Origin of the sequence: Streptomyces sp. NPDC001373 (assembly GCF_042895815.1) — a bacterium.
In the GTDB taxonomy this organism is placed as follows: domain Bacteria; phylum Actinomycetota; class Actinomycetes; order Streptomycetales; family Streptomycetaceae; genus Streptomyces.
Genome location: NZ_JBIAWQ010000030.1, coordinates 1 through 17,672, shown reverse-complemented (window position 1 = coordinate 17,672; position 17,672 = coordinate 1). Strand labels below are relative to the sequence as shown.

16 protein-coding genes and 4 pseudogenes are annotated in these 17,672 nt (G+C 74.0%); 12 read left to right on the top strand and 8 right to left on the bottom strand.

From position 1 onward, the window contains the following. Window position 1: 1 nt before the first annotated feature. Together ACFY15_RS34795 and ACFY15_RS34790 are read left to right on the top strand one after the other, a co-directional pair. Entirely contained in the window at window positions 2-1,402 is a 1,401-nt protein-coding gene (locus ACFY15_RS34795; RefSeq protein ID WP_390691325.1) for a hypothetical protein, read from the top strand. A gap of 121 nt (window positions 1,403-1,523) precedes the next feature. Beyond that, complete coding sequence (locus ACFY15_RS34790) at window positions 1,524-2,363, top strand: dienelactone hydrolase family protein (RefSeq protein ID WP_390691324.1); 840 nt, start codon at window positions 1,524-1,526, stop codon at window positions 2,361-2,363. Window positions 2,364-2,397: 34 nt separating this feature from the next. Here ACFY15_RS34790 and ACFY15_RS34785 read toward each other — a convergent pair whose 3' ends face one another. Then, on the bottom strand, window positions 2,398-2,871 hold the full coding sequence (locus tag ACFY15_RS34785; RefSeq protein WP_390691323.1) for a hypothetical protein: 474 nt from the start codon (window positions 2,869-2,871) through the stop codon (window positions 2,398-2,400). Between the two features lie 409 nt (window positions 2,872-3,280). Between ACFY15_RS34785 and ACFY15_RS34780 the strand changes: the two genes are divergently transcribed. From ACFY15_RS34780 to ACFY15_RS34765, 4 genes are all read left to right on the top strand, one after another. Then, window positions 3,281-3,667 carry a hypothetical protein gene (locus ACFY15_RS34780; protein WP_390691322.1) on the top strand — a complete coding sequence of 129 codons (387 nt, stop codon included), beginning with the start codon at window positions 3,281-3,283 and terminating at the stop codon, window positions 3,665-3,667. A gap of 148 nt (window positions 3,668-3,815) precedes the next feature. Then, window positions 3,816-5,183 (top strand): MFS transporter, encoded by a 1,368-nt coding sequence (locus ACFY15_RS34775; RefSeq protein ID WP_390691321.1) that lies wholly within the window; start codon window positions 3,816-3,818, stop codon window positions 5,181-5,183. 42 nt (window positions 5,184-5,225) lie between these two features. Continuing rightward, on the top strand, window positions 5,226-5,945 hold the full coding sequence (locus ACFY15_RS34770) for a response regulator transcription factor (protein ID WP_390691320.1): 720 nt from the start codon (window positions 5,226-5,228) through the stop codon (window positions 5,943-5,945). A gap of 23 nt (window positions 5,946-5,968) precedes the next feature. Next, window positions 5,969-7,354: a sensor histidine kinase gene (locus ACFY15_RS34765; RefSeq protein WP_390691365.1), complete on the top strand. Its 1,386-nt coding sequence runs from the start codon at window positions 5,969-5,971 to the stop codon at window positions 7,352-7,354. On the opposite strand, the gene ACFY15_RS34760 is transcribed toward ACFY15_RS34765, so the two are convergent. From ACFY15_RS34760 to ACFY15_RS34750, 3 genes and pseudogenes are all read right to left on the bottom strand, one after another. Further along, the gene (locus ACFY15_RS34760) at window positions 7,333-8,304 is read right to left on the bottom strand and encodes a TAXI family TRAP transporter solute-binding subunit (RefSeq protein WP_390691319.1); all 972 of its coding nucleotides are present in this window, start codon (window positions 8,302-8,304) and stop codon (window positions 7,333-7,335) included. The two genes, ACFY15_RS34765 and ACFY15_RS34760, sit on opposite strands and share 22 nt — an antisense overlap. Window positions 8,305-8,324: 20 nt before the next feature. Then, window positions 8,325-8,729: pseudogene (locus ACFY15_RS34755) on the bottom strand (isochorismatase family protein); the annotation flags it as partial. A 2-nt stretch (window positions 8,730-8,731) separates the two neighbouring features. Then, a pseudogene (locus tag ACFY15_RS34750) lies at window positions 8,732-9,280 on the bottom strand (DJ-1/PfpI family protein); the annotation flags it as partial. A gap of 206 nt (window positions 9,281-9,486) precedes the next feature. On the opposite strand from ACFY15_RS34750, the gene ACFY15_RS34745 reads away from it, so the two are divergent. After that, window positions 9,487-9,900, top strand: a complete 414-nt coding sequence (locus ACFY15_RS34745) for a rodlin (protein ID WP_390691318.1) — start codon at window positions 9,487-9,489, stop codon at window positions 9,898-9,900. 72 nt (window positions 9,901-9,972) lie between these two features. On the opposite strand, the gene ACFY15_RS34740 is transcribed toward ACFY15_RS34745, so the two are convergent. After that, window positions 9,973-11,154: a cytochrome P450 gene (locus ACFY15_RS34740; RefSeq protein ID WP_390691317.1), complete on the bottom strand. Its 1,182-nt coding sequence runs from the start codon at window positions 11,152-11,154 to the stop codon at window positions 9,973-9,975. Continuing rightward, window positions 11,151-11,861 (bottom strand): tRNA-dependent cyclodipeptide synthase, encoded by a 711-nt coding sequence (locus tag ACFY15_RS34735; protein ID WP_390691316.1) that lies wholly within the window; start codon window positions 11,859-11,861, stop codon window positions 11,151-11,153. Before ACFY15_RS34735 ends, ACFY15_RS34740 begins: the two co-directional genes overlap by 4 nt. Window positions 11,862-12,223: 362 nt before the next feature. Here ACFY15_RS34735 and ACFY15_RS34730 point away from each other — a divergent pair, with 362 nt between their 5' ends. Together ACFY15_RS34730 and ACFY15_RS34725 are read left to right on the top strand one after the other, a co-directional pair. Then, window positions 12,224-12,916 carry a response regulator gene (locus ACFY15_RS34730; protein WP_390691315.1) on the top strand — a complete coding sequence of 231 codons (693 nt, stop codon included), beginning with the start codon at window positions 12,224-12,226 and terminating at the stop codon, window positions 12,914-12,916. 161 nt (window positions 12,917-13,077) lie between these two features. Beyond that, complete coding sequence (locus ACFY15_RS34725) at window positions 13,078-13,806, top strand: DUF4232 domain-containing protein (RefSeq protein ID WP_390691314.1); 729 nt, start codon at window positions 13,078-13,080, stop codon at window positions 13,804-13,806. Window positions 13,807-13,825: 19 nt separating this feature from the next. Here ACFY15_RS34725 and ACFY15_RS34720 read toward each other — a convergent pair whose 3' ends face one another. Then, window positions 13,826-14,530: a hypothetical protein gene (locus tag ACFY15_RS34720; protein ID WP_390691313.1), complete on the bottom strand. Its 705-nt coding sequence runs from the start codon at window positions 14,528-14,530 to the stop codon at window positions 13,826-13,828. A gap of 200 nt (window positions 14,531-14,730) precedes the next feature. On the opposite strand from ACFY15_RS34720, the gene ACFY15_RS34715 reads away from it, so the two are divergent. Together ACFY15_RS34715 and ACFY15_RS34710 are read left to right on the top strand one after the other, a co-directional pair. Next, complete coding sequence (locus tag ACFY15_RS34715; RefSeq protein ID WP_390691312.1) at window positions 14,731-15,702, top strand: SMP-30/gluconolactonase/LRE family protein; 972 nt, start codon at window positions 14,731-14,733, stop codon at window positions 15,700-15,702. A 659-nt stretch (window positions 15,703-16,361) separates the two neighbouring features. After that, a pseudogene (locus ACFY15_RS34710) lies at window positions 16,362-16,584 on the top strand (IS5/IS1182 family transposase); the annotation flags it as partial. 46 nt (window positions 16,585-16,630) lie between these two features. Here the strand turns inward: ACFY15_RS34710 and ACFY15_RS34705 are convergent. Continuing rightward, on the bottom strand, window positions 16,631-17,362 hold the full coding sequence (locus tag ACFY15_RS34705; RefSeq protein WP_390826829.1) for a class I SAM-dependent DNA methyltransferase: 732 nt from the start codon (window positions 17,360-17,362) through the stop codon (window positions 16,631-16,633). A gap of 147 nt (window positions 17,363-17,509) precedes the next feature. On the opposite strand from ACFY15_RS34705, the pseudogene ACFY15_RS34700 reads away from it, so the two are divergent. Continuing rightward, a pseudogene (locus ACFY15_RS34700) lies at window positions 17,510-17,672 on the top strand (IS5/IS1182 family transposase); the annotation flags it as partial.

The following is a 17,672-nucleotide window of genomic DNA, read 5'->3' as shown; positions in this document are numbered from 1 at the left end:
CGTGCGCACGTTCGCCCAACGCCTCCTGCTTCCCGGCCTGACCACGTTGGCGCTCGCCGCCGCCGGCTGCTCCTCGCCGGCGCACACCGACTCCGCCGGCCCGGCGGCCGCCCCCGGCGCCCCCGCCGCAGGCGGCAACCAGCACCTCGAAGTGGCCGCCGCCCCCCAGGGACCGGCCGACCCCTCGCCGCTGGCCCGCACCTCCACCGGCGAAGGCCGGCCGGAGAAGTCCTCCCTGCGGGTCGCCTCCTACGACAAGAACAGCCAGCGGGCCGTCATAGCCCCGGCCCCCAAGCCGCCGAAGGGCGGCCAGAACGCCCCCTCCAACGACTCCCCCGCCCCCGCCAAGCCGGTCGCCGTGGGCGACGTCATCGCCAGCGCCCCGGCTCCCGGCGCCCCCGACGGCCTCCTCGCGAAGGTCACCGAGGTCGTCGGGAAGACCGACCGCGGCACCGAGGTGAAGACCGCCCCCACGACCCTCTCCGCCGCCCTGGGCGAGGCCAAGGCCGACGGCAAGGTCAAGGTCGACCCCTCCGCCATGGTCGTCGAACCCCTGATGAAGGGGGTGACCTTCTCCTGGGCCAAGGGCGAGGGCGCCCGCTTCGGCCCCGAGGGCGCCAAGCTGCCCCTCGGCAACCTGCGGCTCGACGTGAACGCGGCGATCGACACCGCCAAGGACGCCCCCGCCTCGGCGGGCGCCTCGGTGTCCGGCTTCGTCCAGCTCGCCCCCCAGGTCGAGTTCTCGTACACGGGCACGAAGATCGGCTCCGCCCCCAGCGCCGCCTTCCTCGGCATGAGCGGCGACTGGTCCTCCCAGTGGGCGCTCAAGGGCCGTGCGGCGGCGAGCACCGGCTCACCCAAGCGGATCCCGTTCGCCAAGCTCCACAGCGCTCCCGTCATCCAGGTGGGCCCGGTCCCGGTCGTGGTCAACCTCGACCTGACCACGTACATCCAGGTCGAGGCCGACGGCCAGGTCACCCTCGACGTCCAGCAGGACGTCAAGGGCGACTTCCGCGTCGGCGGCAGCTACGCGGCGGGCAAGGGCTGGCAGCCGGTCAGCACCTCGGCCGTCGACAGCTCCCCGGTGAAGGCCACCGTCGCCGCCGCCGGCCGGGTCAAGGGCGCCCTGGGCGCCGAGGCCTCCGTCGGCCTGTACGGGGCCGTCGGCGTCGGCGCCGACTTCGCGCCCTACCTGCGCGGCGAGGCCGACGCCAAGGCGTCCGCGTCCACCGACGGGAAGACCTCCGTCAGCGGCGCCTGGGCCCTGTACGGCGGCTTCGACCTGAACGGACAGCTGCACCTCCAGCTGTCCCTGTTCGGCACGCCCGTCCTGGAGCGCCGCATCCCGCTGGGCTCCCTGCACCGCGAGTGGCCGCTGGTCAGCGGCAGCGCCGGACGCTAGCCCCGGCTCCGCGGCGGGCGCGGACCCCTCGGTCCCCGCCCGCCGCGGAGCCACTTGACCAACGGGCTCTACGTGTCGGTAACTTGTGGCCGTCCTGGACTTCCGACGGAAGGGAAGGCACGTGGCGGACCACGACCTGACCGGCTTCACCAAGAGCACGTTCACCCACGACGGCGCCACCCGCCGGGTACTGCGCCGGGGCACGGGTCCGGCGGTGATCATCATGGCCGAGGTGCCGGGCATCACCCCCAAGGTCCTGGAGTTCGCCGAGCGCGTGGCGGACGCCGGCTGCACGGCCGTGCTCCCGGTGCTCTTCGGCACGCCCGGCCGCGACGCCAACCCCGCCACCGCGGGCTGGGCGGACACCGCCCGCGCCATGGCCACGACCATGTGGCAGGTGTGCGTGAGCCGGGAGTTCACCCTGCTGGCGACCGGACGCAGCTCGCGCGTGGTGCGGTGGCTGCGGGCGCTGGCCGCCGCCGAGCACGAGCGCTGCGGCGGGCCCGGGGTGGGCGCCGTCGGCATGTGCCTGACCGGCGGATTCGCCCTGGCCATGGCCACGGACGAACGGATGCTCGCGCCGGTGCTGTCCCAGCCCTCGCTCCCGCTGCCCTGCACGGCCGGCCGTGCGGGCTCGATCGACATCAGCCCGCAGGAACTGGCGGTCGTCCGCGGCCGCTGCGAGCGCGAGGGTCTCCAGGTCATGGGGCTGCGCTTCAAGGGGGACCGCCTGGTCCCCGGGGACCGGTTCGCGTTCCTGCGCCGCGAGCTCGGCGACGCGTTCGTCGCCGTCGAGCTGGAGGACGGCGCGGCGGCCACGCACAGCCCCCTGCCCGCGCACTCCGTCCTGACCGAGCACCTCGTCGACGAGCCCGGTCAGCCGACACGGCAGGCGCTGGACAGCGTGCTCGACCTGTTCCGCGAGAAGCTGCTCGCCACGGAGGCGGACGCCTCCGCGTGAGCCGGGGCCCGGGGGCCCGGGCCGCCGGTCCGGTTCAGTACACGAGCTTGTACGTGACGTCCTTGTGCACGGGCGCCGGCGCGGTGTCCGTGTACAGCAGCCGGATCTTGGTGAAGCGCTGGACCCCGGGATGCTCGGGCCAGGGAAGCGGATCACTCAGGGTGACCGTCACGGGATAGGGGCGGAAACGCCCCGCCGCGCAGTAGGGACGGCAGTCGTTCACCAGGTCGGTGCCGGTCGCGCTCGCCGCGCTCGCGCCCCAGCTGTCCCAGTCGAGTCCGACCAGACGGTTGTTGCCGTCACCGCAGGCCAGGACGAACTCCTCGGGCCGCACCTGGGCCGCCGAGGAACAGTCCACGACCACCACCGGGTAGGGATCCCTCGGCGGGGCCTGCGCCGCCGCGGGCGCCGCCACCGCCGCCAGGGCGGCGGCCGCGCACAGCAAACCGGCCCTCCGCCCCCACTGCCGGGCCGGGCGGGCGCGCCGCCCGTCTCCTGAAGCGTCCACGAGCCCCTCCTCACCAGTCGGCTCCGCGGTCGGCATCACTGCCACCTTCTCCAGCTTTCCCCATCCGGGCGGGCCGCGCACCCGCTGGACGCGGCAGCGGGCCGCCGAGCACGACCGCCGCGGCGGTCGCCGCCGTTCCTCCACCTCGTGACGGCGGCCTCCGGCACGCCCGCTCCGACCCGGCCGGTGTACGCGGTCGTGGGGGCGGCGTCGGTGGTTCACGCGACGGCGGGCCGTGTCGCCTCGCCGTCGTCCCCCCTCGGACCGCCGCGCGGCCCCCCTGCGGAACTCTCGGGGCACAGGGGTGAAGACGTATCCATCATGACAGGTCAGAGGGGGTTTTCGTAGGACCGAAAGCACAGCGCTTTGCCCTTGTTCGGGGTCCTGTGCGGCTTTCAGAATCTCCCTCATGAATTCCACGGCGCACATCCATCACGAAGCCCTCCTGCGAGCTCGCGTGGCGCTCCTCGGATCCGGGACCCTGCCGGTCCGTCAGGAGGTCGCCGCCTACCGCCTGCTGGTCCAGGTGAGCCCGCTGGCCTATCTGCCGCGCCTGGCGGAGGCACTGTACGAGTACAGCCGCCAGGAGTTCGCCCACCAGCCCGGCACAGCCCTGGCCCTCCGGGCCGAGGCCGTCGCCGCCGCCCGCCGGATGTGCGCGCTCGAGGCCGGGCGGACGCCCCTGCTGCACTCCGCGCTGGTGCGCTACCGGAAGCAGCTGGAACTCCTGGCCCGCCGGGAGGAACTCGACGCCGTGGACGCGGAGATCGCCCTCCTCGGGCACGGGGGGCACTGACCCCCCCCGGGCGTGTGCGGCTTTCTTAGCGGAACGTTAGATCTGGGTGCCGGGCCTTGTCCGGGTGCGGTGACGCATCCAGTCTGGGCACTCCCCCGGATCCGGGGGAGCCACCCCTCCCCATCAGGGACTTCCGTCTGGAGCCGCCATGCCCCCGTCCGCCGTCACGCTCGGCCCGCCGCCCTCGGACGAACGCCGCAGGCGCCGTCTCGCGCTCGTCGGCGGGTCCCTCGGGAACCTCGTGGAGTGGTACGACTGGTTCGTCTACGCCAGCTTCGCCATCTACTTCGCCGATTCCTTCTTCCCCGGCGACAACCCGACCACCCAGCTGATGAACACCGCGGGCATCTTCGCCGTCGGCTTCCTGATGCGTCCCGTCGGCGGGTGGATCCTGGGGCGGGCCGCCGACCGGCACGGGCGCAAGAGCGCGCTCACGCTCACCGTCACCATGATGTCGGTGGCCGCCCTGCTGATCGCCGTCGCCCCGACCTACGGCCAGGCCGGCTACTTCGGCGCCGTCGTGCTGCTGCTGGCACGGCTGCTCCAAGGGATGAGCATCGGCGGGGAGTACGCGGCCAGCGCGACGTACCTGACCGAGGCCTCGGCCCGCGACCGGCGCGGGCTGGGGTCCTCGTTCCAGTACGTGTCCATGACCTGCGGGCAGCTCCTCGGCCTGGGGATCCTCATCACCATGCAGCACACGCTGACCAAGGAGCAGCTGGGCAGCTGGGGCTGGCGGGTCCCGTTCGCGCTCGGGGCGGTGTTCGCTGTCGTCGTGTTCTGGCTGCGGCGCCGGCTCCAGGAGACCGACGCCTTCAAGGAGGACGGTGCACACGACGACAGCGCGCGCGGCTCCCTGAAGGCGCTGTGGGAGCACCGGCGGCAGGCCGGGCTGGTCATGGCCCTCACCCTCGGCGGCACGGTCGCGTACTACACGTACACCACCTACCTCACCAAGTACCTGGTCGGCAGCGCGGGCATGGCCAAGACCACGGCCACGCTGGTGAGTTTCACCGCGCTGGCGCTCTTCGCCGCGCTCCAGCCCCTCGCCGGGATGCTGTCCGACCGGATCGGCCGCCGGCCCCTGCTGATCACCTTCGCGGTGGGCTGCACCGTCGGCACCTACCCGATCATGACGGCGCTCGGGTCGGCGTCCTCGTACTGGTCCGCGCTCGGCCTGTCCCTGCTGGCCCTGGTGATCGTCACCGGCTACACGTCCATCAACGCGGCGGTGAAGGCGGAGCTGTTCCCCACCCGGGTCCGCGCGCTGGGCGTGGCGCTGCCGTACGCGGTCGCCAACGCGCTCTTCGGCGGCACGGCGGAGTACGTGGCGCTGTGGTTCAAGAACGGCGGCCACGAGAAGATGTTCTTCTGGTACGTGTCCGGGTGCGCGCTCGTCTCGCTGGTGACGTACGTCCTGATGCCGGACACCCGCAACGCGGCGCTCAGCCGCGCCGAGGAGGAGGCCGGGGCGCGGTCCGCCGCGGCGACGGCCGCCGAGGGGGCGGCGCGATAGGCTGCCGGCCGGTCCGGGGGTCGGGGTGCGGGGAGGTTGCCGGTGCACGCGCTGCTGGTGGAGGACGACGACCGCATGGCCCGGGCCCTGGGCACCGCCCTCGCCCGGCGCGGGCACACCGTCCGCCGGGTGGGCCGGGCCCTGGACGCCCTGCGGCACGTCCACGAAGCCGAGTTCGTCCTGCTCGACCTCGGCCTGCCCGACCTCGACGGGCTCGAACTGCTGCGGCGGCTGCGGACGGTCTGCGCGGCGCCGCTGATCGTGGTGACGGCGCGCTGCGAGGAGCGCGACGTCGTGCAGGGGCTGCGCGCGGGCGCCGACGACTACGTGGTCAAGCCGTTCCGGATGGCGGAGCTGATCGCCCGGATCGACACCGTGCGGAGGCGGACGGGGGCGTACGGAGTCCGTCCGGGCGTCGGGGAGGCCGACGGCGGCGCCCGGACCGTGCGCGCCGGGGACGTCGAGGTGGACCCGGCGGGGCGGACCGTCACGGTGGCCGGGAGCGAAGTCCGGCTGACACGCCGGGAGTTCGACGTACTGGCCTTCCTGGCCGCCCGTCCGGACGAGGTCCACTCGCGCGAGGAGATCCTGGACCGGATCTGGGGCGACGCCTTCCTCGCCGCCTCCCGCTCCCTGGACGTGCACGTGGCGGGCGTGCGTGCCAAGACGGGCCGTCCGGGCCTGGTGCGCACGGTGCGCGGGTTCGGCTACCAGCTCGGCTCGGCCGCCGCCGTGCTCGGGGAGCGGGACGCGGGCCGGTGAGGCGCAGGCTGCTCGCGGTGCTGATGGTACTCATGGGGGCCGCCGCGCTGCTGCTCTGCGTGCCCCTGGCCGACGCGTACGCGCGGGGGCGGACCGAACACCTGCTGCTCCAGCGGCGTTCGGAGGCCGTACGGTTCGCCGACCTCGCGGACCGGACGGACAGCGACGCCGACCGGGCGGAGCTGTCCGCCGAGATCGGCCGGTACGCGCAGCTGTACGGGGCCTCGGTGCTCGTGGTCGACGCCGCCGGGGAGACGGTGGCGCGGGCCGCGGGCGCGGGGCCCGCCGCGCGGACCCCGCTGTCCGGGGCGGTGGAAGCCCGCCGGCGGGCCCTCACCGGGCGTTCCACCGACCGGTTGCCGACGATCCGCCCCTGGGGCCCGGACAGCGCGGTCCTCGCCGAGCCGGTGGGGCGGGACGAGCGGGTCAGCGGGGCGGTGCTGATGGCCGTGCCCACGGACGCCGCCCGCCGGGACGTCGCGGTCCGCTGGTCGCTGATCGCCGCCGGGGCGGTCGCCGCCTTCGCGGCGGCGGCCCTGGTCGCGGCCGGGATCGCGCGGTGGCTCATGCGGCCGGTCCTCGATCTGGACCGGGCGGTGGAGCGCCTGGCAGCCGGCAGCCTGCGGGCCCGGGCCGTCTCCGACACGGGTCCGCCGGAACTGCGGCGGCTGCGGCGGCACTTCAACGGGATGGCGGAGGCCGTCGCCGACTCCCTCGGCCGCCAGCGGGACTTCGTCGCCGACGCCTCCCACCAGCTGCGCAACCCCCTGGCCACGCTGGTCCTCCAGCTGGAGAACGTCGAACCGTACGTCGCCCCGGGCCCGGGCCTGGCCGAGCACGCCCGGGCCCTGGACGAGGCGGAGCGGCTGGAGGAGCTGCTGGACGGGCTGCTGTCGCTGGCCCGGGTGGAAGCGGGAGCGGCGGAGCTGACGGACCAGGACCTGGCGCAGGCGGTACGGGGCCGGGTGGAGGCCTGGGCACCGGTCTTCGGCGCCGCGGGCCTGGATCTGGCGGCCGGCGGCCTCCCGCGGGAGCTGTCCGTGCGCGCCCTGCCCGACGCGGCGGGGCGGATCCTGGACGCGCTCCTCGACAACGCGGTGAAGTTCGTACCGCGCGGCGGCCGCGTGGAGGTGCGCGCGTGGGGCGCGCGGGGCGGGGAGGCCGTCGTACGGGTCTCGGACGACGGGCCCGGGGTACCGGCGGACCAACTGGGTCTGCTGCTGCGGCGTTTCGCCCGCTCCCCCGAGCACCAGAACGTGCGCGGCAGCGGGCTGGGGCTGGCCATCGCCGAGGAGATCGCCCGGATCAGCGGGGGCGGGCTCGGCGTCGCCCCGAACCTCCCGCGGGGTCTGGCCTTCGAGTTCCGGCTGCCGCGCCCGGCGGACGGTCAGCCGTACACCGAGCGGTAGTAGGCGGCCGCGCCCGGGTGGAGCGGCACGGCGCCCGTGGATATCGCGAAGCGGGGTTCCAGCCGCACGCCCGCCGTCACCTCGCCCAGCACGTCGCCGCGGCGGTCGAAGACCACCCGCAGCAGCTCGGCCGTCGCGCCCGTGGCCACGTCCTCGCGGGCCAGGAGGTAGTTGCCGACGCCGATGGTGCCCACCGGGGCGGTCAGTCCGTACGCCCCGGTGGGCAGGGTGACCGTGGTGTAGACGGGGCCGAAGCGCTGCCGCAGCGCGTCCGCGAAGCCGTCCAGCGCGAGGAAGCGCAGGGGCAGTGCGCGGGCCAGTTCCGTCAGGGCCGGGGTGGGCACACCGCCGGACCAGAACACGGCGTCGACCGTGCCCCCGCGCAGCGCGGTCGCCGACTCGGCCAGGCCCAGCTGCCGTTCGTCCGCCGCCGACGGGCCCTCGGACAGCCCGGCGGCGCGCAGGGCGCGGGCCGCCACCACCTGCGCTCCCGATCCGGCGGCGCCGACGGCGACCGGGCGTCCGGCGAGGTCCGCCACCGAGCGGACCGGCCCGGCGGCCGGGACCAGGAGGTGGGTGTAGTTGACGTAGACGCGGGCCAGCGCTGTCACCGGGGCCCGGCGGGCGAACGGTTCGCGCCCCAGGGCGGCGTCCTCGGCCACGTCGGCCATGGACAGCGCGAGGTCGACGGAGCCCTCGGCGAGCCGGCGCAGGTTGTCCACGCTCGCGGCGGTGGCCACCGGCACGATCTCCAGCCGGCTCCCGCCGTCGGCGGCGGCCCGGGCGAGGGCCTGTCCGAAGGCGTTGTACGGGCCTCCCGGCGGCCCGGTCGCCAGCCGGAGCCGCGGTGCGGGGCCGGAGCCCCCGGAACATCCGGCCAGGGCGGCCGCCGCGACCGCGCCGAGCGCCGCGCCCATCAGGCGTCGGCGTCCGGTCGCTGCGTCGGTCACGGCGGCAGCCTAGCCTCCGCTCAGGCGCGCAGGCCCTCCGCGGTGGGGACGACGACGCCGAACAGGTCGGTGATCGTCGTCAGTGCGGCGGCCTGGAGGGCCGCGGCGGGCTGGACGGTGCCGTCCGGGGCGGCCAGGGCGCGGGTGGCGGTGGCCTCGGCGACGACCGTGGGCCGGTAGCCGAGGTTGAAGGCCTCCTGGGCGGTGAACGCGATGCACATGGGCGTCATGAACCCGGCCAGGACGAGGTCCTTGCCGTTGCCGGCCTCGAAGCCGAGTCCGGTCAGGGTCTCCTCCAGCCCGGTGGCGCGGAAGGCGTCGGGGAAGCCCTCGACCACGACGGGCTCGCCGTCGGCCGGGGCGACGTCGTCGGGGATGGCGCCGACGTGCTCGCGGACGTCGTACGGGCTGCCCTCGCCGCCGTCGCGGCGACCAGGGCGAGCGCCAGGTCCAGGCAGGCGCTGGTCCCGGCCCCCGTCCACAGCCGGCCCCGGTCGGTCCGGACGAAGATCGGGGCCGGGTCAACGGTGACCGCGGGGTGGTCCGCGGCGAGCTGGGCGGCGGTCGACCAGTGGGTGGTGGCCGTCCTCCCGTCCAACAGCCCCGCGGCGGCGAGCAGATGGGCCCCGACGCACACCGACGCCACGCGCCGGGCGTGCGGCGCGGTCTCCCGCACCCAGGCCACGACCTCCTCGTCGATCCGGGCGACCGGACCGTCCTCGGCCATGTCGACCGCGCCCGGCACGAGCAGGGTGTCCACCTCCGCGCCGACGTCGGCGAACGCCACGTCGGTCAGCAGCCGCACGCCCGCCGACGTGCGCACCGCCCCGGCGGCGGAGCCGGCGAGGCGGACCTCGTACCCGGCCCGGCCCGCGGTCTCGCGGTTGGCCAGCGCGAAGACCTCGGCGGGGCCGGTGACGTCGAGGAGGTCGACATCGGGGAAGACCGCGATGACGACACGGTGTGCGGTGGGCATGGCCCCATCCTCGCCGCGGCCGCGGCATGGCCGCAATGACGCTTCCCCGTCACATTCGGACGCGCCGGTCAACAGGGCCGGGCCGGTCGCGGGCCTCCTGCCAGGCGATCGGGTGATCTAGCGCCACCTCGCGGGGAGGTACCCCGTTACCAGGACGACCTCCCCAGCCGGGGCCGGTCCTCCGCCAGACAAGGAACCTTTCGAGCATGCTGAAGAAGATGATGGTCACCGCCGCAGCCACCGCCGCCGCGGTCGGTGCCGGTGCTGCCGTTGCCGCCCCGGCCATGGCCATCGGCAACGACAACGGGGTCAACACCGTCAACGGCAACGGCGCCCAGCAGATCTACGGCAACCAGAAGACCGCCGGCGACATGAGCCCGCAGTTCAGCGCCATCCAGGGCACCCTCAACAAGCCCTGCATCGGCCTGCCCGTCAAGGTCAACGCCCAGTCGCTGATCGCCATCCTGGCCAACGTCGGCGTCCAGGACGTCAACGTCCTGTCCAACCCGCAGAACCAGCAGTGCACCGAGAACTCCACCCAGGCCAAGGGCGACGAGTCCCTGTCGCACATCCTGGACAACATCCCGGTCCTCTCCGGCAACCTGTCCGCCGGCAGCTGATCGGCCGAGGCCCCCCACCCCGCGTCCGGGGGTGGGGGGCCTCGTCGCGCCGTCAGCGGGACCGGGCGGCGGTCACCACATCACCGGCAGGCGCTCGGGCAGCCGCTTCATGAAGCCGGTGCGCCAGACGAGCTGTTCGACGGGGACGGCCAGCCGCAGCCGGGGCATCGCCGCGAGGACGGCGCGCAGGCCGATCTCCGCGTGCTTCTTGCCGAGGGCGGTGGCGGGGCAGTAGTGGGAGCCGCCGCCGAAGGAGAAGTGGGCGCAGGAGTTGGCCCGCGTGAAGTCGAGGCGGTGCGGGTCCGGGAAGACGGAGGGGTCGAAGTTGGCGCCCTCGGGCAGGACGAGCACCAGCTCGCCCTTCTTCACCTCGACGTCGCCGAGGGTCATGTCCTCCATGGCGAGCCGGGGCAGGCCGTCCCCGATGGAGAGGTTGATCCGCAGGAGCTCGTCCACGGCCTGGGGCATCAGCTCCGGGTGGTCGGCCAGGTGGTCGGCCTCCTCCGGGTGGGTGAGCAGGGTGACCAGTGCCATGGCCAGGAACCCGGCGGTGGAGATGACGCCCGCGCCGAACAGGGTGACGCCGACGGTCGCGAACATCTCGTCGCTGACGTGCTCGTAGCCCTCGGTGCCGCGCAGCTTCGCGAGGTCGCCGATGAGGCCCTGCTCCGTGTCGTCGAGGCGGGCGGTCATGTACGCGATGTCGCGGTCCCAGTTCAGGCGGGCCGCCGGGATCTCCCGGGGGCTGTTCATGAAGGCGATCGGCAGCGACTCGGAAAGCAGCGGGGCCGCCTCCTGCGGTATGCCGAGGATCCGGCAGTGCACCGCCTCCGAGAACGGGTCGGTGAACAGGGACCGGATGTCGACGGGGGCGCCGTGCCGGACCATCCGCTCGACCAGTTCGGCGGCGTGGCCCTCCATCCACTCCTGGAGGCCGGGGGCCTTGGGGTTGATCGCCTTCATGACGGCCTTGCGCAGGCCGGCGCCGGTGATGTTGCCCATGTTGTTGACGACCTCGGGCGGGATCGTCAGGGCGTACTGGCGCGGCACCCCGGGGTCGGAGGTGTTCTTGAGGCTGAACCGGTCGTCCTCGAGGACCTGCTTGACGAGCTCGTACGAGGAGACCAGCCAGGCCTCGGCCCCGGCGATGGTGCGCACCTTCACCACGGGGGCGAGTTCGTCGATCTGGGCGGGCAGGTGGGTGCCGTCCCACGTGAACGGGAAGTCGAGGATCGGCTCCGCGTGGGTGGTCACAGCTGGTCTCCTTCGGTGGCGGGAGTGACGACGGCGTGGCCCTGGTTGCGGGAGGCCCGCAGTCCGGCGCCGCGCGAGTAGAGCAGGTCCGCCATCGGCAGCGCCTGGTGGTAGCAGTTCAGCGACGAGGGAACGCCCAGGATCGCGGGGGTGTCGAGGAACAGGGGCGCCTCGGCGCACACGTAGTCGAGGCAGACCCTGCGCTGGTGCGCGGTGGGCTGCCGGCCGCCGAGCACCTTCGAGGACAGGAAGATGTCGACGAGCTGGTTCGCGGTCTGGGCGAACGCCGGATCGGTGCCGAGCCGTTCCAGCAGGTCGGCGTGCATGCGGTCGTACGCGGGGATGCCCTGGAGCGAGGACATCGGCCTGCCGCGCAGTCGGGTGCCCGACGGGTCGACATCGGCCACGGCGTTGGTCACCTTGGCGCGTACACCGCGCAGGTTCTTGACTGTTTTTCGACGGGCCTCGTCCTCCGGATAGCCCATGGCCACATACATTTCGGCCACGTGCAGGTCGGTGTAGACGAGGTCGGCCTGCCGGAAGTTGTCCAGGGCCCATTCGGCGAGCGCATGCACGCGCCGGGCGGAGAAATAGGAGTTGCCTGGCGAGATGCCGATGACGGCGTGGTCGCCCTCACCGGCGATGACCTGGCAGTGCGGGGTGTAGGGGTCAACGCGGAAGGCGCTGGTCCGGGTTGCTGTGGTCATGGGAGTGGTCACGTCCCCGTCGCCGCGATTCCCCGCTCGGACCCCGTGTCCCGGGTGCGGCGGCGACGTTCAGAACCTAGCCGCAAAGCACGGCTCCGGTCGGATTACCGCACAGTTCGTCTCGGCTTCTGGACGCAGACGTTGCCCCAGTCAACAGCTGTGACGTGCGCGGCTGTTGTTCTGCCCTGCATGGTGATGATCAGACGGGTTCCCTGGCTCAATGACACCTTTCCCCTACAAGATCGCCGGATGGGTCACATGTGCCGGGTGGCCGGAACACGATGTCCGGAAACGGTCCCTTACCGGGCCGCCCTGGCGGGCCTTCCCGGGGATCCGGGCCGTGATCGCCCATAGTGGGGTGCATGCAGTCCGAGAAGACGCAGGTCCGCGTGGCGATCGTCGAGGACCACCCGCTGTTTCGCGAGGGGCTGAGGGCGGCGCTGGAGAGCGCCGAAGACATCCGTGTGGTGGGCGAGGCGCAGACGCTCTCCGAGCTGCCCGCCGCGGTGGCGGCGGGCCGGCCGCAGGTCGTGGTGATGGACCTGTCCCTGCCGGACGGCTCGGGCATCGAGGCCACCCGGCGGCTCGCCGGGGAGCACCCCGAGCTCCAGGTACTGGTGCTGACCATGGCGGACGACGACGGCACCCTCGTGGCCGCCCTGCACGCGGGCGCGCGCGGCTACCTGGTCAAGGGGGCCGGCCGGGACGAGGTCCTGCACGCGGTGCGCACGGTGGCGGCCGGGGGCGCGGCCTTCGGCCCCGACGTGGCCGCGCGGATCGCCGCCCTGGTCACCGGCGGGCCCCGGCGCGAAGCCGAGCGTGTCCTCCCCGCGCTGACCGCCCGCGAGGTGGAGGTGCTGGACCTGGTCGCCCGGGGCTATGACAACCGCCGGATCTCGCGCGAGCTGGTCCTCGCGGAGAAGACGGTGCGCAACCACATCACCCACATCTTCGAGAAGCTCGACGTCGCCACCCGGGCCGAGGCCGTCGCGCGCGCCCGGGACGCCGGGCTGGGCGTGGCCGGGGACGGCGGGGGCGGGGGCGGGGGCGGCTGAGACCGGGGCCGGGGCCACCGGGGACACGCCGGCCGCACGCAGGCGGGGGCGTGTCACGAAACCGCCACAGCGTCCCGCCTGCGCAACCCCGGCGGTCCGCGGCGCGTGTCCGTCGACGCGAGAGCCGGCGCGGAACCGGTCGTGAGCCACGGGAGCATCCCATGCACTACACAGCAGGTCCTCGGCGCACCGCCACGGCGCTGGTGGCCGCCGCGGCGGCCACCGCCCTGATGACGGGGTGCGGCCCGACCGGGGACGCGGGCGCGGCCGCCCCGCCGTCCGCACCCCCGGCGGCGGCAACGGTCCCGGCGACGCCCGCGGGCGGATCCGGGGGCTCCACCTCCACCGGGGGCTCCTCCACCGGCGGCTCCTCCACCGGCAGCGGGGGCTCCGCGAAGCCGACGCCCTCGGCGGCCGGCGGGGGCGGGGGCGGGGGCGGGGGCGGCAAGACCAAGCCCTGCACGATCGAGGACGTCCAGGTCTCGCCCGCCCACCTGGCCGACGTCCGCCCGCCCGGCACCGGTACCGGGGCGGTGGTCGTGTCGGTCACCAGCCACTCCACCTGCACCCTGCTCGGGTTCCCGCAGGTCGCCGGCGCCGGCAACGGCTCCCCCGACAAGAACCTGCCGCTGGCCACCGCCAACAGCGGTACGGCCACCCCGGTGTCGCTCACCCCGGGCGCCCGCGCCTGGACGAAGCTGACGTTCGTCAACGTCCAGGGCGAGGCGGACGGCTACTGCGTGTCCGGCTCCACGCCCGTCGTCTTCCCCAGCCTCGTCATCCGCGTCCCGGGCGCGGGCTCGCACCAGATCGGCATGGACGACGGGCAGTTCGCCGAGTGCGACAACAAGGTGACGGTCACGCCCTTCTCCCTGACGAAGCCCTCCTGAGGCCGGCGGTGGTACGGCGTCAGGAGATGCCGTACCACTGGCTGCCCCAGCCGGTGTTGATCGTGCTGGTGGACTGCTCGGAGAGGTTGAGGGCCGGCGGCAGCGAGGTCTGGCCGGTGAGGACCGTGCTGTAGCGCAGGGCCGGGGGCGTCAGGCCCGCGTTCACCGAGATGCCGGCGCCGGTGGCCTTCAGGGTGAGGGCGTTGGTGGCCCAGTTGCCGTTCAGCAGGAGGGCGATGAAGTAGGTGCCGCTGGCCGCGGTGAACGGCTTGGTGAAGGGCAGCGGTTTGGCCACGGCGTCGGTCATCAGCTGCGGCGAGATGTCCGCGGTGGACGCGACCAGCTTGCCGGTGGCGTCGTACACGCCGAGGTAGCAGTTGGAGAGCTGCGCGTTCGGGTCGAGGCCGGCCAGGCCCAGCCAGACGTTGGACCAGGTGATCTGCTCGCGCAGGCCGATCCGCACCAGGGTGATCCGGCCGCCGACCCCCGCGGCCGACTGGGCGGTGACGTGGCCCGCGTCGTTGGGGTCGCCGGTCCAGGCCAGCAGGTTCTGGTCCTGCGGGCGCGGGCCCTCGTACCCTGAGCCGCCGCCCTGCACGGGTGCGGGAGCGGCCGCCGGGGGGCTCGACGCGTGCGGGGAGCCGCCCGACGAGGTGCACCCGGAGAGGGCGAGCAGCGCTGCGAGGGTGGCGGCGAGGCCGGCGGTGGTGGTACGGGTGCGCATGGTCCCCCCATGTCGTGCGGATGTGCCGGGGCCATCGTCACATGCGTCCCTGTGGTTGCAGCAGGCGCCCGGTGGGCGGCGGCCGGGCGAGCGGTTCCGGCCGCCCGGCGGCGGGAGTTGGCCCGGGAGGCGGTCGTCCGCGACGGCGTGCGGGCCGATACTGCACGGGGGCGGACCGCAGCGCCCGGGGAGGGGGAGCGATGGGGGCGAACGGGGTCTCGCGCACGGCCGCGCGCCGGCGCGGGCGGGGTGTCGCGCTGCTGACCGTATTGGGGGCGCTGGGAGCGGGGGTCCTCGTACCCGCCGCGCCGGCGGAGGCCGCGCCGCGGTGTGCGGCCACCTCGGCGGGCGGGCCGGTGCAGGTGGCGTACGTCCCGGACTGGGTCGAGTCGATCGCGGTGGACGGGCGGGGCCGGATGTTCGCCACCGCGTACTTCAGCGGGCGCGTGTACCGCATCGACGCGCCGGGGGCGGCCCCCGTCGCGCTCACCGGGAACATCGGCGCCAACGGCGGGATCGTGGTGCGCGGGGACGGCCGGCTCCTCGTCGGCACCGGTAACGACCTGGCGCACTCCCTGACCGGGGACCTGCTGCCGGTCTCGAAGCTGCTGGAGGTGGACCCGGAGACCGGGGCCGTCCGGGTGTACGCCTCGGGGCTCGGCGGTGTCGACGGGGTCGCGCTGGCACCCGACGGGACCGTGTACACGACGACCCTGGGCGGTTCGGGCATCGGCCGCGTCACCCCCGACGGCCGGGTGGATCCGGCGTGGGCGCGGATCCCGCAGCCCAACGGGATCGCCGTGTCCCCGGACGGGGCCGAGGTGTACGTGGTCCAGACGACCCTCGCGCCCGGGGTGTACCGGATCCCCGTCGGGGACCCGGGGCGGCCGCGGCGGTGGGTCGCGGCCGAAGGGGCCGACGCCCTGGCGCTGCCGGACGGGCTCACCCTCGACGGGCGGGGGCGGCCGCTGATCGCCATGCACGCGGCGGGAGAGGTCTGGCGGGTCGAGGGGGCGGCCCTGTGCGCCGCCGCGTCGGGACCGGAGCTGCGGCTGTCCACGCAGATCGCGTACGGGCGGGGCAGCGAGGGCTTCGCGGCGGGGCGGCTGTACCGGGCGGGTGTCGACGGAAGGATCTACGAGCTGCCGGAGGCCGCCGAGGGCCGGGAGTGACCCCGGCCCATACGGCCACCTCAGAGGTCGTCCCAGGCCATCGAGCTCATCCGCCGGCCGTCCGGGTGCGGACGAACCGGGTGGCCTTGCGGCCCTCGCCCTCGCACCACTGCCCGCCGAGGCGGCCGGACTTGCGTACTCGTTGAAGCGGTGCGCGATCGACCCGAAGATCTCGGTGCGTTCGGCGACCTCCCACTCCGAGAACTCCGTCAGCGTTCCGTCGGTGAGGATCCGGCGCCGGGGGTCAATGAAGGAGCCGAGGTGAGCGCGCCGGAGAACACGCCCATCAGCTCGTCGAGTTCGGTCTGCACGCCGGACACTCGGGCCCGACTGATTCCTACGCCGGTGTACGCGCAGGATCGTATGCGGACCGGGGCCGCGCCGGAAGATCCGTACGGCGGGTGGGGCGGCATCCGTCCGCGTACAGTCCGTGGTTGACCCGCACCTCTCGGCGGCCGGGCCGCCGGCCGGACAGGAGAAGCCCCGTGGCCACCGACGCAGCCCCCGCGCAGCTCCCCCAGCAGCCGAACGGACCGGGCGGCCGGCCCGTGCCCGAACTGGACGGCGCGGCCGTGGAGTCGTGGCGCGCCGGGGGTGGGGAGGATCGACCTGCTGGCACGAACACAGAAGCGGCTCGGCGGAATGGCGCTGTGGGAAGTCGTCGCCTCGTCCGGGATCGACGCGTGAAGCCGCTGATCGCCCGCCGGGGCACGCAGCACGGCTCCGGCCTGGGCGCGCAACGCTGGGTCGTGGAGCGAGCATTCGCCCACCCGCACTGGTTCGGCCGCCTGCGGATCCGCTGGGAGATCCGCGACGACATCCACGAAGCCTCTCGCCCTCGGATGCGCAATGATCTGCTGGCGCCGCCTGAACTCCCGATAGAAGTTCAAGACAGGCACGGCCGGCGTTTGCGGCCCGGTGGCCGGCCTCAGGCCGGCTTGCGCCACACGGAGACGTGCTTCGCGGAGTCCTGGGTGAAGGGGGACCCGTCCCAGTCCGCAACGCGACGTTCCAGTTCGAGCCCAGCGATCCGCGCCATCAGGTCGAGCTCGGCCGGCCAGGCGTACCGGTGCCGGGAGTTTTCGCGGCGGTAGTGGCCGTCGCGGGTGAAGTGGTGCGAGACGAGCACCTGCTCGACCAGGTCGAAGGTGTCGAAGCCGAGATGCTGCTGAGAGACGTCGAACGGCACCGCGACCTGGCCGGGCGGCAGGAGCCGCAGCGGCGGCACCCCCAGCTCGATGACGAACCGACCGCCGGGCTCCAGATGCCGTGCGGCGTTGCGGAAGCACTCGACCTGCTCGTCCTGCGTGAGCAGGTTCGTGATGGTGTTGTAGACGAGATAGACCAGGGTGAACCCGCCGGGAACGACGGTGGTGGCCATGTCCCCGATGACCACCGGGAGGGAGTCCTCGTCGACCTTGCGCCGCAGCACCGCTGCCATGTGCTCGGACAGTTCGACGCCCACCACCGGCACGCCGCGTTCCCGGAGCGGGACTCCCACCCGTCCGGTCCCGATGGCGAACTCCAGCGCCCGGCCGTCTCCGGCGAGCTCGGCCAGAAAGGCGAGGGCCGGTCCGAGAACGGCAGCCGAAGACGCTTCGGCCTCCTCGGCGTCGTAGCGGTCGGCGGTCGCGCGGGTCCACAGTTCACTGCTCGTCACGAGTGGCCACTGTGCCGGGTGCCGAGGGGTGCTGTCGACGCATTTGGGTTTCCCGCGGCGCAGCGTGCACCGCCCACAACCCGTCGTCGCCTTGCAAGGGCTAAGGGGTGTCCCGTAACTGCTGGCCACAGATGAGATGATCTTGCTGTGGCTGGTGTGATCACGGCGTCCGAGCCGTCCTGGATAGCCCCGTTCACCGGGCTGAGCCCGCGTGTCTTCGGGAAGCTGGTGACGGTTCTGCGCCGTGAGGGTGCGGACGCGGTCCGCAAGGGCCGGCCGTGGAGCCTTCCGCTGGAGGACCGGGCCCTGC